Origin of the sequence: Streptomyces sp. NPDC002889, from assembly GCF_042888425.1 — a bacterium.
In the GTDB taxonomy this organism is placed as follows: Bacteria; Actinomycetota; Actinomycetes; order Streptomycetales; family Streptomycetaceae; genus Streptomyces.
In genome coordinates, this window is the sequence record NZ_JBIAPT010000008.1 from 128,671 (window position 1) to 141,916 (window position 13,246).

13 protein-coding genes are annotated in these 13,246 nt (G+C 67.7%); 7 read left to right on the forward strand and 6 right to left on the reverse strand.

Annotated features, from left to right (window positions below):
* The first annotated feature begins 94 nt into the window (after nt 1-94).
* A complete protein-coding gene (locus tag ACFYWI_RS14030) occupies nt 95-994 on the forward strand; it encodes a rhomboid family intramembrane serine protease (protein WP_389230430.1) in 900 nt (299 codons plus the stop codon).
* A gap of 256 nt (nt 995-1,250) precedes the next feature.
* Here ACFYWI_RS14030 and crgA read toward each other — a convergent pair whose 3' ends face one another.
* The gene (gene crgA / locus ACFYWI_RS14035; protein WP_389230433.1) at nt 1,251-1,508 is read right to left on the reverse strand and encodes a cell division protein CrgA; all 258 of its coding nucleotides are present in this window, start codon (nt 1,506-1,508) and stop codon (nt 1,251-1,253) included.
* Nucleotides 1,509-1,649: 141 nt separating this feature from the next.
* Here crgA and ACFYWI_RS14040 point away from each other — a divergent pair, with 141 nt between their 5' ends.
* Genes ACFYWI_RS14040 through ACFYWI_RS14065 form a run of 6 tightly spaced genes read left to right on the forward strand, consistent with a single transcriptional unit; the run spans nt 1,650 to nt 5,975 of the window.
* Complete coding sequence (locus ACFYWI_RS14040; RefSeq protein WP_389230436.1) at nt 1,650-2,417, forward strand: DUF881 domain-containing protein; 768 nt, start codon at nt 1,650-1,652, stop codon at nt 2,415-2,417.
* Nucleotides 2,418-2,443: 26 nt separating this feature from the next.
* The gene (locus tag ACFYWI_RS14045; RefSeq protein ID WP_389230439.1) at nt 2,444-3,145 is read left to right on the forward strand and encodes a class E sortase; all 702 of its coding nucleotides are present in this window, start codon (nt 2,444-2,446) and stop codon (nt 3,143-3,145) included.
* Nucleotides 3,142-3,375, forward strand: a complete 234-nt coding sequence (locus ACFYWI_RS14050; protein ID WP_389230987.1) for a hypothetical protein — start codon at nt 3,142-3,144, stop codon at nt 3,373-3,375. The genes ACFYWI_RS14045 and ACFYWI_RS14050 overlap by 4 nt, the downstream gene beginning before the upstream one ends.
* On the forward strand, nt 3,372-4,010 hold the full coding sequence (locus ACFYWI_RS14055; RefSeq protein ID WP_389230442.1) for an aminodeoxychorismate/anthranilate synthase component II: 639 nt from the start codon (nt 3,372-3,374) through the stop codon (nt 4,008-4,010). Before ACFYWI_RS14050 ends, ACFYWI_RS14055 begins: the two co-directional genes overlap by 4 nt.
* Nucleotides 4,007-5,242 (forward strand): class E sortase, encoded by a 1,236-nt coding sequence (locus ACFYWI_RS14060; protein WP_389230445.1) that lies wholly within the window; start codon nt 4,007-4,009, stop codon nt 5,240-5,242. The genes ACFYWI_RS14055 and ACFYWI_RS14060 overlap by 4 nt, the downstream gene beginning before the upstream one ends.
* 55 nt (nt 5,243-5,297) lie before the next feature.
* Complete coding sequence (locus tag ACFYWI_RS14065; RefSeq protein ID WP_389230448.1) at nt 5,298-5,975, forward strand: class E sortase; 678 nt, start codon at nt 5,298-5,300, stop codon at nt 5,973-5,975.
* Between the two features lie 92 nt (nt 5,976-6,067).
* On the opposite strand, the gene pknB is transcribed toward ACFYWI_RS14065, so the two are convergent.
* The 5 genes from pknB to ACFYWI_RS14090 form a co-directional block, all read right to left on the reverse strand.
* Nucleotides 6,068-8,059, reverse strand: coding sequence for a Stk1 family PASTA domain-containing Ser/Thr kinase (pknB, locus tag ACFYWI_RS14070; RefSeq protein WP_389230452.1), 1,992 nt, complete (start codon nt 8,057-8,059; stop codon nt 6,068-6,070).
* Nucleotides 8,060-8,227: 168 nt separating this feature from the next.
* Nucleotides 8,228-9,691, reverse strand: a complete 1,464-nt coding sequence (locus ACFYWI_RS14075; RefSeq protein ID WP_389230456.1) for a peptidoglycan D,D-transpeptidase FtsI family protein — start codon at nt 9,689-9,691, stop codon at nt 8,228-8,230.
* Entirely contained in the window at nt 9,688-11,088 is a 1,401-nt protein-coding gene (locus ACFYWI_RS14080; protein ID WP_389230459.1) for an FtsW/RodA/SpoVE family cell cycle protein, read from the reverse strand. Before ACFYWI_RS14080 ends, ACFYWI_RS14075 begins: the two co-directional genes overlap by 4 nt.
* 24 nt (nt 11,089-11,112) lie before the next feature.
* Nucleotides 11,113-12,603: a Stp1/IreP family PP2C-type Ser/Thr phosphatase gene (locus tag ACFYWI_RS14085; protein WP_389230462.1), complete on the reverse strand. Its 1,491-nt coding sequence runs from the start codon at nt 12,601-12,603 to the stop codon at nt 11,113-11,115.
* Nucleotides 12,604-12,732: 129 nt separating this feature from the next.
* The gene (locus tag ACFYWI_RS14090) at nt 12,733-13,245 is read right to left on the reverse strand and encodes an FHA domain-containing protein (RefSeq protein ID WP_389230466.1); all 513 of its coding nucleotides are present in this window, start codon (nt 13,243-13,245) and stop codon (nt 12,733-12,735) included.
* Nucleotide 13,246: the final 1 nt, after the last annotated feature.

Sequence of the window (13,246 nt, forward strand, 5' to 3'; positions counted from 1 at the left end):
ACCCGCGGCTTGTTCCCCGGGGAACCTTTTCGCCCCGTCCGTCCGTAAGGATGGACGGGGCGAGGTTGTGAGCTCGGAAGGATGAGGGGATCTCATGGAGCAGGCGTCGGACCGTCCGCAGGAGCCGCAGGACTCTCACGGCCTGCCCGTCTGCTACCGGCATCCGGGCAGGGAGACCGGCATCCGCTGCACCCGCTGCGAGCGGCCGATCTGCACGGACTGCATGGTCAGCGCGTCGGTCGGCTTCCAGTGCCCGGAGTGCGTACGGACCGGATCCGGTACGGGGCACGCGCCGGGTGCCAACCAGCCGCGGACGGTCGCGGGCGGTGCGGTGACAGCCGACCCGATGCTGATCACCAAGATCCTCCTCGCGATCAACGCCGCGGTGTTCGTTCTGGTGCTCGCGCTCGGTGAGCGGTTCGTCGCCGAGACGGAGCTGATCGGATACGCACGCAGCCCACAGCTCGGCGACGAGATCGTGGGAGTGGCGGACGGCGAGTGGTACCGCCTGATCACCGCGGTGTTCCTGCACGAAGAGGTGCCGCACATCGCGTTCAACCTGCTCGGCCTGTGGTTCCTGGGCCGGTTGGTGGAGCCGGAGCTGGGCCGCATCCGTTATCTCGCCGTCTATCTGCTCTCCGGCCTGGGCGGCAGCGTCCTGGCGTATCTGCTGGCGCCCGGGAACCAGCCGTCGTTGGGCGCTTCGGGAGCCGTCTTCGGCCTGATGGGCGCGCTGGTGGTGCTCGCGCGGCGCACGAACCTCGACATCCGGCCGGTCGCGGTGATCCTCGCGATCAACCTGATCTTCACATTCACCCGGGAGAACATCTCCTGGCAGGGCCACATCGGTGGCCTGATCATCGGCGCCCTGGTCACTGTCGGTCTGCTCTACGCACCGCGCGAGCACCGCAACCTGGTGCAGGGGGGCGTTTGTGCGGCGACGCTCCTGACCCTGGTCGTGGCAGTGATCGCCAGATCCGCCGCGCTCGCCTGAGCGCGGGCTTTCCCCAAAGTTGTCCACAGCGCGTGCCGGATCTTGTGCAAGCTGTGGGGAACAAGCGTGCCCCTTGTCTCTGAGCTGGGGTTTCCCAGAAGAGACAAGGGGCGGATTGCTTCACGCGCATGGCCGATGCGGTCACACCGGCGTCAACGGCTGGAGAGTTATCCACAGATCTTCTGACCTTTTCCCCCGCTGTGGACAACGGTGTGGATAACTCAGGGCACAGCTTGACGGCATGGCTGCGGAGCAGCTACTTCCACTGGGTGGAGACGCCGAAGCCGGCGGCGATGAAGCCGAAGCCGGCCACGATGTTCCAGTTGCCGAAGCTCTTGATCGGCAGGTCGCCCTCGGTCACATAGAACAGAACGATCCAGGCAAGCCCGATCAGGAACAGCGCGAGCATCACCGGGGCGACCCAGCTGCGGCTCGTCAGCTTTATGTTCGTCGCCTGCTTCGCTGCCGGCGGCGGCGTGAAGTCGGCCTTCTTGCGGATACGTGACTTCGGCACGAGGGACTCTCCTGTCGATGCGCTGCGTGACCGCGCAGGGAACTGTGGCTGGCGCCGGGGCTGGAAGCGAGGGGGGCCACTGCCTCCCCCGGGCGTCCGTTAGCGTAGTGCTTCCGTGGCGCCGAAGGAGATAAGGGTACGTTGAGCAATTCTGCCGACTCCACCCAAGGGCCGGTTCGCCGATCGTCCTGGAAGCCGGTCCGCCTGCTGACGGCCGCTGTGTTCGCCCTGGCCGGACTGATCTTCGTGACCAGCTTCAACACCGCCAGGGGTACCGATCTGCGTACGGACGCCTCGATGCTCAAGCTCTCCGACCTGATCAAGCAGCGCAGCGACAAGAACGGCACGCTCGAGGAATCCATGGTGTCGGTGCGCGATGACGTCGACTCGCTCGCACAGCGCGACGACGGCTCCACACGGGCCGAGGATGCCAAGCTGAAGGCGCTGGAGAAGGCGGCCGGCACCGAGGCGATCAGGGGCCAGGCTCTGACCGTCACCCTGAACGACGCCCCGCCCAACGCCCGGGCGGCGCCCGGCTACCCCGAGCCGCAGGCCAATGACCTGGTCATCCACCAGCAGGATCTGCAAGCCGTCGTCAACGCGCTGTGGCAGGGCGGTGCGCGCGGCATCCGGGTGATGGACCAGCGGCTGATCTCCACCAGCGCCGTGCGGTGCGTGGGCAACACGCTGATCCTCCAGGGCCGCGTCTACTCGCCGCCCTACAAGATCACCGCTGTCGGTGACCAGAAGGCGCTGAAGAAGGCGCTCGCACAATCACCGGCGATCGAGAACTACCAGTTGTATGTGCAGGCGTACGGCCTCGGCTGGAAAGTGGACGAGCTCGGGGCGGTGACTCTCCCCGGCTACTCGGGCACAGTGGATCTCCACTACGCGAAGCCCGTGAAGTAGTTCCTGGAGCAGTTCTGGGGGAGACGGTGTCCGTGCGTGTCCTTGTGCGGACGTTGAGTGAACTGTGCATCACCGTCGGCACCTTGATCGTGCTCTTTGTCGTGTACGTGCTGTTCTGGACCGGAATCAAGGCAGACAGCGCCACACAGGGGCAGATCGACCGCCTCCAACGGACCTGGGCCGAGACCCCCTTGGAGCCCGGCGCCCCGGAGCACACCGCGCCGCCGGCCCCCACGGCGTACGAGGCCGGCAGACCCTTTGCGGTGATGTACGTCCCGCGTTTCGGTGGGGGGTGGGACTGGCCGGTCCTGGAGGGCACCGGGGCGGGCGTTCTCAAGAAGGGGCTCGGGCACTACGGCTCCACCGCGTTGCTGGGCGGAAGGGGAAACTTCGCCGTCGCGGGTCATCGGCGCACGTACGGAGACCCCTTCAAGGACTTTCCGCGGCTGCGTCCCGGGGATGCGGTCGTGCTGTCGGACGGCACGACGTGGTTCACCTACCGCGTCGTGAACAGGCCGTACCGGACCGTCCCGAGCGACATCGGCGTCATCGGCCCCGTACCGCGGCCGCTGAGATCCGGCGCGGCTCCGTTCGACACGCCAGGGCGGTATCTGACGCTGACGACCTGCGAGCCGGAGTGGGGCAGCAGCCACCGGCTCGTGGTCTGGGCCCATCTGGATGCCACGCAGCCTGTGACCGACGGCAGACCGGAAGCTTTGCGCAGGTGACCCACGCACCCCTGCAGCCCTCTACTCTGGTCCCGTACCGAACGGAAAGGGACGGCATGTACGGCTGGATCTGGCGGCATCTGCCGGGCAACGCATGGGTGCGGGCAGTCATCTCGCTCGTGCTGGCTCTGGCGGTCGTCTATGTGCTGTTCCAGTACGTCTTCCCGTGGGCGGAGCCGCTGCTCCCGTTCAACGATGTGACGGTTGACGGGGAAGGGGCGGGCAGGTGAGCGCACGGATTCTCGTGGTGGACAACTACGACAGCTTCGTCTTCAACCTCGTGCAGTACCTGTACCAGCTCGGCGCCCAGTGCGAAGTGGTGCGCAATGACGAGGTCGCGCTCGAGCACGCACAGGACGGCTTCGACGGTGTGCTGCTGTCCCCGGGCCCGGGCGCGCCCGAACAGGCCGGTGTGTGCATCGAGATGGTGCGCCACTGCGCGGCCACGGGCGTGCCCGTGTTCGGTGTCTGCCTGGGGATGCAGTCGATGGCGGTGGCCTACGGCGGTGTGGTGGACCGCGCCCCGGAGCTGCTGCACGGTAAGACTTCGCCGGTCACGCACCAGGGCAAGGGCGTGTTCGCGGGGCTGCCGTCGCCGTTCACCGCGACCCGGTACCACTCCCTGGCCGCTGTTCCGGCCGATCTTCCCGACGAGCTGGAGGTCACGGCGCGTACGGCCGACGGCATCATCATGGGACTGCGGCACCGTGAACTGGCCGTCGAGGGCGTGCAGTTCCACCCCGAGTCGGTCCTCACCGAGCATGGCCATCTGATGCTCGCCAACTGGCTGGTGCAGTGCGGCGACGCAGGGGCGGTCGGGCGTTCGGCGGGGCTCGCACCGGTGGTGGGCAAGGCTGTGGCGTGAGTGCCGTGCGCCCCGGCCACGAGCACGACTACGAGCGCGAGTACGAATACGACAACGGGTACGAGCCGGGGTACGACCCACTGACGGACCCGCTGCCGCAGGGGGAGCCCGGCTCACCGTGGTACCGGGCGACGGATGATCCCGGTGCCGGGGACGCACCACGTCAGCAGGAGCCACAGCAGCCACAGGAGTGGTACGACCCCGAGGGATACCAGCGGGACTGGTACGCGCAGCCTTCGCACGCGCGGCAGGCGTCCCCGCCCGAGCCGGCCGTCGCCTCGTTGCCGGCGCAGGCACCGGTACCGGAACCGGAGCAGCTTCGCGTGACCGGCGCGATTCCGGCGCCGGACGACGAGACCGTCGCCCTGCGCACGTCGGACACCCGGCGAGCCACCGAGCCCCGGCCCGGTCCCGGCCGCGCGGAACGCCGCAGGGCTGCCAAGGGACGGGGCCGCAGGCGCCCTGAGGGCGCCCCGGGGGCCGCCACGGCCCCGGGGGCCACCGGCATGCCGGCGAAGCCTTTGTCGCGCGTCGAGGCCCGTCGTGCGGCGCGTGCGCTCAAGGACAGTCCGGCGGTCATCGCCAGTCGCGCGATCGGGGAGCTGTTCATCACCTTCGGTGTACTGATGCTGCTGTTCGTCACCTATCAGCTGTGGTGGACGAACATACTCGCCGGCCAGGAAGCCAGCGCCGAGGCGAACAAGATCCAGGACGGCTGGGCGAAGGGCCGCAAGCCCGATGCGTTCGAACCGGGTCAGGGCTTCGCCATCATGTACATCCCCAAGCTGGATGTCGTCGTGCCGATCGCCGAAGGCATCAGCAAGAAGGACGTCCTCGACCGCGGGATGGTCGGCCATTACGGCGAGGGGAAGCTCAAGACCGCGATGCCCGAGGACAAGCAGGGCAACTTCGCGGTCGCCGGCCACCGCAACACCCACGGTGAACCGTTCCGCTACATCAACCAGCTCCAGCCGGGTGACCCGATCGTCGTCGAGACGCAGGACACCTACTACACGTATCGGATGGAGAGCATCCTCCCCCAGACGTCTCCGTCGAACGTGAGCGTGATCGCTCCGGTGCCGCAGGGTTCCGGGTTCACCCAGCCCGGCAGGTACATCACCCTGACGACCTGTACGCCGGAATTCACGAGTACGTACCGAATGATCGTGTGGGGCAAGATGGTCGAGGAACGGCCGCGCAGCAAGGGCAAACCCGATGCACTCGTCGGCTGACACCGCGACGCTCGAACGCTGAAACGCCGAGGACTTCAAGACGGGAACAGGTGCAGTGGCACGTGCTCGAGGCCGGATCTCCGGCGCCATCAGTGTGTTCGGAGAGCTGCTGATCACCGCAGGCGTGGTGCTGGGGCTCTTCGTCGTCTACTCGCTGTGGTGGACGAATGTTCTCGCGGACCGGGAGGCCTCCAAGCAGGGCGACCGGATCCGCGACGGCTGGGCCAGCAGTGGCCCGGGCGAACTCGACACCAAGGACGGCATCGGCTTCCTCCACGTACCGGCCATGGGCAGTGGCGAGGTCCTGGTGAAGAAGGGCACCGACACCGAGGCCCTGAACAACGGCATCGCCGGCTACTACACGGATCCGATCAAGTCCGGGCTCCCCTGGGACGACAAGGGCAACTTCACGCTCGCCGCGCACCGGGACGGGCACGGCGCGAAGTTCCACAACATCCACAAGCTCAAGGACGGCGATCCGATCGTCTTCGAGACCCGGGACACCTGGTACGTCTACAAGGTCTACGGCAGGCTCCCGGAGACCTCGAAGTTCAACGTGGAGGTGCTCCGGCCGGTCCCGAAGGAGTCGGGCAGGACCAAGCCCGGCCGCTACATCACGCTGACCACCTGTACGCCGGTCTACACGTCGGACTACCGGTACATCGTGTGGGGCGAGCTGGAGCGTACGGAGAAGGTCGACAACGCCCGCACACCGCCCACCGAGCTGCGTTAGACGCAGGGCGGTACAGCAGCGAGCCCCGGCACCCTTGGTGGGTGCCGGGGCTCGCTGCATGCGTGGTGCTGTGCGGGCTGTGCGCAGGAGCGTCAGTCGTCGCCGATGCCGCCTCCGATGAAGCCGCCTCCGCCGTTGTTGCCTCCGCCGTTGTTGCCTCCGCCGCCGACGGTCGTGAGTGTGACCGTCGTGGTGGTCGGGTCGACCGGGGTGCCGGGCTGCGGGTCGGAGTTCAGGACCACGGCGTTGTCGTCCTGCGGGCTGTTCTGGGCGAAGGCGACGGTCGTGAAGCCGCTCTGGGCCAGCATCTGCTTGGCCTGGGCGACCGTCACACCCCGGATCTGGGGAACGGGGACCTGGGGCGTCTGCGGGCCCTTGGAGACCTGCAGGGTGATCTTGGTGTTCTTGGCCGCCTTGCCCGTCGGGTTCTGCGCGACGACCTCGTTCGCCGGCTTCTCCGCATCGACGTCGACTCGTTCGACCTTGAACCCGAGCACCTCGAGCTGGGACTTCGCTGCGTCGAACTGCTGGCCGACCACCGGCGGAATGTCCACCTTGGTCTGCTTGGCGACCGTCAGGGTCACCTTGGTGCCCGTCTCGGCCTTGGTCTCGCCCGCCGGATCCTGCTTCAGGACCGTGCCGGGATCCTTGTCGGCGGACTCGACTTCCACGAACTCGACGCCGAACTTCTTCTTCTCCAGGATCTCCGTCGCCCGGTCCACGTCCTTGTCGACGACGTCGGGAACCTCGACCAGGGGCGCACCCTCGGAGACGACCACCTGGACGGTGTCGCCCTCGTCCATCTTGCCGTTCTCGGGGACCTGGCTGCAGATGCTGCCCTTGGGCTGCTCGCAGCGCTGCGTGTCGGACTGCTGGACCTTCACGTGCGCGTTCCTGGCCGTGATGCGTGCCTCGTCGAGTGACTTGCCCACCAGCCGCGGCACGGCCACCTGACCGCCGGCGCCGCCGTCGCCGCCGAACACCGCCTTGCCGATCAGGACCGCACCGATAAGCACCAGGATGCCCGCGACCACCAGCAGGATCGTCGAGGTGTTCGACTTCTTCTGCCGGCGGCGGTCCGGACGGTCGTCGTACCCGCCGAAGCTCCCGTCGTCGGGGTTCATGGGCGGCAGCATCGACGTCTGGCCGCCTGCGTCGGCCTGGCGCAGTGCCGTGGTGGCCTGGTCGTCGGGAGAGAAGCCGCCGTAGCCGACCGCGCCCATCGCCGCCGTCGCCGCGACCGGCTGGCCGTCGAGGCAGGCCTCGATGTCGGCGCGCATCTCGTCGGCGGACTGGTAGCGGTAGTCGGGGTCCTTGACCAGGGCCTTCAACACGATCGCGTCCATCTCGGGCGTGATCTCGGGGTCGAAGTTGCTGGGCGGCTGCGGTTCCTCCCGTACGTGCTGATAGGCCACCGCCACCGGGGAGTCGCCCACGAAGGGGGGACGGACGGTGAGGAGCTCGTAGAGCAGACAGCCGGTGGAGTAGAGGTCTGAGCGCGCATCGACCTGCTCGCCCTTGGCCTGCTCCGGGGAGAGGTACTGGGCCGTGCCGATGACGGCCGCGGTCTGGGTCATGGTCATGCCGGAGTCGCCCATGGCGCGGGCGATGCCGAAGTCCATCACCTTGACCTGGCCGGTGCGCGTCAGCATGACGTTCGCCGGCTTGATGTCACGGTGGACGATCCCGTTGCGGTGGGAGTACTCCAGCGCCTGGAGGATGCCGATCGTCATCTCCAGCGTGCGCTCGGGCAGCAGCTTGCGACCGGAGTGCAGAAGCTCCCGGAGCGTGGATCCGTCGACGTACTCCATGACGATGTACGGGATCGAGACCCCGTCCACGTAGTCCTCGCCGGTGTCGTAGACAGCGACGATCGCCGGGTGGTTGAGCGAGGCGGCCGACTGGGCCTCACGGCGGAACCGGGCCTGGAAGGACGGGTCACGGGCAAGGTCGGCCCGCAGCGTCTTCACGGCGACGGTGCGACCGAGCCGGGTGTCGTGGGCGAGGTACACCTCGGCCATGCCACCACGGCCGAGCACCGAGCCCAGTTCATACCGGCCGCCGAGGCGACGCGGCTCTTCCATAACTGATCCAGCCCTCTCCGTCAGTCCCGACCGCACCCTCGTGTGGCCCGCCGGTGTGCTGTTCGCGCATACGCTACCGGCCACGTCCGACCTGATCCGCCCGCAACCGTCAGCTGATACCCGACCGGTATCGCAATGTGCAGGTATGGAAGCCGGGCGTGATTCTCGTCACTTCTTTCCATCGAGTACCGCCTGCATCACGGCCTTGGCGATCGGGGCGGCGAGACCGCCGCCGGAGATGTCGTCGCGCTTGGCCTCGCTGTCCTCGACGACGACCGCGACGGCGACAGGCGATCCGTTGCTGTCCTTCGCGTACGAGATGAACCACGCGTACGGGTTCTTGCTGTTGTTCTCGCCGTGCTGGGCCGTACCGGTCTTGCCGCCGACCGTGATGCCGTTGCCGATCGCCGCCTTGGTGCCGGTGCCCTTCTCGACGACGTTCTCCATCATCCGCTGGAGCAGCTGGGCGTTCTCCGCGGAGATCGGCCGGCTCATCTCCTCCGGTTCGGTCTGCTCGATGAGGTCCAGGTTGGGCGCCACCTTCTTGTCGATCATGTACGGCTTCATCAGCTTGCCGTCGTTGGCGATCGCCGCGGTGACCATGGCCATCTGGAGCGGGGTGGCTGCGGTGTTGAACTGACCGATGGACGACAGCGCGTTCTGGGGCTTGTCCATGTTCTTGTCGTAGACGGACGCGGCGGCCCGGACCGGGGTGTCGATCTCGGGGTTGTTGAAGCCGAACTTCTCGGCCATCTTCACCATGTCCTCGCGGCCGACATCGTCACCGAGCTTGGCGAAGACGGAGTTGCAGGAGACCTCCATGGCCCGGTTCAGGCTGGCGTTCTCGCAACCGCTGGCGTGGTTGACCATCTCCCGGTTCGTGTTCGGCAGGATGTACGGGTCGGGGGTCTCGGTCGGCGCGTCGATGTCCGTGACCTTGCCGTGCTCCAGGGCAGCCGCGGCGGTGAGCACCTTGAAGGTGGATCCGGGCGGGTAGACCTCGCGCAGGGCGCGGTTGAGCTTGGGCTTGTCCTTGTCCTTCTCGAGCGCGATCCACGCCTTCTCGTCCTTGGCGGAGTAGCCGGCGAACGAGGCGGGGTCGTACGAGGGGGTGGAGGCCAGGGCGAGGATCTTCCCGGTCTGCGGGTCGATGGCCGCGACGGCGCCCTTCTTGGACCCGAGACCTTCGTAGGCGGCCTTCTGCGCGGCCCCGCTGAGGGTGGTGACGACGTTGCCACCCGTCTTCTTGTCGCCGGTGAACATCGCCATCGTGCGGTCGAAGAAGAGCTGGTCGGAGTTGCCGCTGAGGATGCCGTCCTCGAGCTTCTCGATCTGGTTGGCGTCGTACGCCTGCGAGGCGTATCCGGTCACGGGTGCCCACATGGGTCCGTTGACGTAGGTGCGCTTGTACTTGAAGTCGTTGTCGTTCGTCTCGACCGAGCCGGTGATGGCCTTGCCGTCGACGATGATGTTGCCGCGCTCATAGGCGTAGCGCTCGATCTGGACGCGGCGGTTGTGCTTGTGGGAGTTCAGCTCGTCGGCGCGTACGTACTGGAGCCAGTTGTCCCGGATCAGCAGGGCGAGGACGAGCAGCCCGCAGAAGATCGCGATCCGGCGCAGGGGCTTGTTCACGGTCGGACCACCTGGGTCATCTCGGCGTCGGGGGACGGGGCGGGGGCGGGCGCGGGACGGCGCGCGGTGTCGCTGATCCGGATCAGGATGCCGATCAGGGCCCAGTTCGCGATCACGGAGGAACCGCCTTGCGCGATGAACGGCATCGTCATACCCGTCAGCGGAATGAGACCCATGACACCGCCGGCGACGACGAACACCTGGATGGCGAAGGCGCCGGAGAGACCGATGGCGAGGAGCTTGCCGAAGGGATCGCGGGCGGCGAGGGCGGTGCGGACGCCGCGTTCGACGATCAGGCCATAGATGAGCAGTACGGCCATCATCCCGGCGAGGCCGAGTTCCTCGCCGACCGTGGCGAGGATGAAGTCGGAGTTGGCGGCGAAGCCGATCAGGTCGGAGTGGCCCTGACCGAGGCCGGTACCGAGGGTGCCGCCGGAGCCGAAGGCCATGAGGGACTTCGCGATCTGCTCGCTGGCGGGGATCTTGCCGTAGCCGGCGAACGGGTCGAGCCAGGCGGTGACGCGATCCTGGACGTGCGGTTCGAAGGTGGCGACCCCGACGGCGCCGGCTGCGGACATCAGCAGACCGAAGACGATCCAGCTGGTGCGCTCCGTAGCGACGTACAGCATCACGACGAACATGCCGAAGAACAGCAGCGAGGTTCCGAGGTCCGTCTCGAAGACCAGGATGAGGATCGACATCGCCCAGACGACCAGGATCGGCCCCAGGTCGCGGCCGCGGGGCAGGTACAGCCCCATGAAGCGCCGACTGGCCAGGGCCAGGGCGTCGCGTTTGACCATGAGGTAGCCGGAGAAGAACACCGCGATGACGATCTTGGCGAACTCTCCGGGCTGCAAAGTGCCGACGCCGGGGATGTTGATCCAGATCTTGGCACCGTTGACCGCGGGGAAGAACATCGGCAGGACCAGCAGGAACAGCGATACCACCATGGAGATGTAGGTGTAGCGCTGCAGGATGCGGTGGTCCTTGAGCAGCATAAGCACGCCGATGAACAGGGCGACGCCGACTGCCGAGAACAGCAGCTGCTTGGAGGCGGCGGGGGCGAACGTCTTGAGGGACTGGAAGCGCGGAGACTGGTCCAGACGCCAGATGAGAGCCAGCCCGAAGCCGTTCAGGAGCGTCGCCAGCGGCAGCAGCAGTGGGTCCGCGTACGGCGCGAACTTGCGCACCACGAGGTGGCTGACGCCGGCCAGCAGGGCGAGCCCGATGCCGTAGCCGAGCATGCCCGCCGGGAGTGCGCCGTTGATGGCGAGGCCCACGTTGGCGTACGCAAAAACCGAGATCGCGACGGCGAAGACGAGCAGCATCAGCTCGGTGTTGCGACGGCTCGGTGCGTCAATCGCGCCGATCGTGGTCGTGTTGGTGACAACGCTCATGGTGGAGAAGGCCCCCTACAGCCTTTACTGCTTGCCGCAGTTCGAGGCCAGCTTCTGCTCCTCCTCCGAGAGGCTGGGACTCGGAGTGGGAGTGGCTGCGTTCGGCTTGGTCTTGGCGTTCTGGGACTCGGGCGTACCGGCGGTGCCGCCTGCCTGGCCCTCGCCCGGCGGCGGAGTGCTCGCGCGGTCGGCCGCGTCGCGGCGCTGCTCGTCCTTCTTGCAGGCGGACGCCTGCTGGGCGAGCTCATCGATCTTCGCGCGGGCCTTGGTCAGGCCGTCCTCCGTGATCGTCGCCTCGACCTGCTTGCGCTGGTAGGGCGGGAGGTACTTGAGTTCGATCTCGGGATGGTCCTTCTCGACCTCCGAGAGCGAGACCCAGGCGAGGTCCTGGCTGATGCCCCGGTAGAGCGCGACGTGCTCGTCCTTGGAGCCGACGTAGTACTGGGTCTGGGTCCAGCGGTAACCGCCGTACAGACCGCCGCCCACGACCGCCAGGGCGAGGACGATGTAGAACGAGCGCTTCAGCCACTTGCGGCCGCTGCCCGGCTTGACGAAGTCCTCGTCGCTGTAGGCCCCGAAGCTGCCTTCGGGCGGCATGCCGCCGTAGCCGGAGTCACCGCTGCCGGGCGGGCCGAAGGAGCCGCCGGGGGGCGGGACCTGGCGGCCGAGGCCCGCGGCGCGTCCTGCCGGGGTCTGCATGGCGCCGCCGTCGTTCAGCTGGTGCTGGTTCTCGGCGACCGCGCCGACGACGACCGGGGTGTCGCTGAGCTGCCCGGCGAGGGTGTCGCCGGAGTCGGTGTCGAGGACGTCGGCGACGATGCACGTGATGTTGTCTGGGCCGCCGCCGCGCAGGGCGAGCTGGATCAGGTCCTGCACGGTCTCCTGCGGGCCCTGGTAGCTGGCGAGGGTGTCCTCCATCGTCTGGTGGGAGACGACGCCGGAAAGCCCGTCGGAGCAGATCAGATAGCGGTCGCCGGCGCGGACCTCGCGGATGGAGAGGTCGGGCTCGACATGGTCGCCGCTGCCCAGCGCGCGCATCAGCAGGGAGCGCTGCGGGTGGGTGGTGGCTTCCTCTTCGGTGATCCGGCCCTCGTCGACCAGCCGCTGCACCCAGGTGTGGTCCTGGGTGATCTGGGTCAGCACCCCGTCGCGCAGCAGGTACGCGCGGGAGTCGCCGACGTGCACGAGGCCGAGCCTCTGGCCGGTCCACAGCAGTGCGGTGAGCGTCGTGCCCATGCCCTCGAGCTGGGGGTCCTCCTCGACCATCATCCGCAGCTGGTCGTTGGCGCGCTGTACGGCGGTGCCGAGCGAGGTGAGGATGTCCGAGCCGGGCACGTCGTCGTCGAGCGTGACGAGTGTGGAGATGACCTCCGAGGAGGCGACCTCGCCGGCGGCCTGGCCGCCCATGCCGTCGGCAATGGCCAGAAGACGGGGGCCGGCGTAACCGGAGTCCTCGTTGCCCTCCCGGATCATGCCTTTGTGCGATCCGGCGGCGAAACGCAGAGACAGACTCATGCGCACCTCGCCCGTCGGCTCGGGGTACAGCCGGTCTCGAGCCACACTGCCCACCCTCCGGTCGGGAGCCCGTGCCGGTCCGCTGCCGGGACCGCTGCGGCTCGCTCGCTCCGCTCGCTCATTGTCGTACTACTTCCGCAGCTCGATGACGGTCTTGCCGATGCGGATCGGCGCACCCAGCGGAATCGGTGTCGGGGTGGTGAGTCGGGTCCGATCGAGATATGTGCCGTTGGTGGACCCGAGATCCTCGACGATCCACTGGCCGTCACGGTCCGGGTAGATCCTGGCATGCCTGCTGGAGGCGTAGTCGTCGTCCAGCACGATTGTCGAGTCGTGCGCCCGGCCCAGGGTGATGGTCTGCCCCTGCAGGGTGACCGTGGTGCCGGTGAGGGTGCCTTCGGACACGACCAGTTTGGTGGGCGCCCCACGGCGCTGGCGACCGCCTGCCTGCTGCCGCTGCTGCGGCGGCGCGGCGGTCTGGCGAGCCTGCTGGGGACGCGCGTCGGCAGTGCGGCGTGAGCCGCGCTGCGTGACGCGCGTACCGAACAGGTCGCTGCGGATGACCTGTACGGCCACGATCACGAACAGCCACAGGACGGCCAGAAAACCTAGCCGCATGACCGTCAGGGTCAGCTCTGACATT

What these genes read in the sequence shown, in the direction of transcription:
- ACFYWI_RS14030 (WP_389230430.1), top strand. Translation starts at nt 95, where the DNA reads ATGGAGCAGGCGTCGGACCGTCCGCAGGAGCCGCAGGACTCTCACGGC.
- pknB (WP_389230452.1), bottom strand. Translation starts at nt 8,059, where the DNA reads ATGGAAGAGCCGCGTCGCCTCGGCGGCCGGTATGAACTGGGCTCGGTG.
- ACFYWI_RS14080 (WP_389230459.1), bottom strand. Translation starts at nt 11,088, where the DNA reads ATGAGCGTTGTCACCAACACGACCACGATCGGCGCGATTGACGCACCG.
- ACFYWI_RS14085 (WP_389230462.1), bottom strand. Translation starts at nt 12,603, where the DNA reads ATGAGTCTGTCTCTGCGTTTCGCCGCCGGATCGCACAAAGGCATGATC.
- ACFYWI_RS14090 (WP_389230466.1), bottom strand. Translation starts at nt 13,245, where the DNA reads ATGTCAGAGCTGACCCTGACGGTCATGCGGCTAGGTTTTCTGGCCGTC.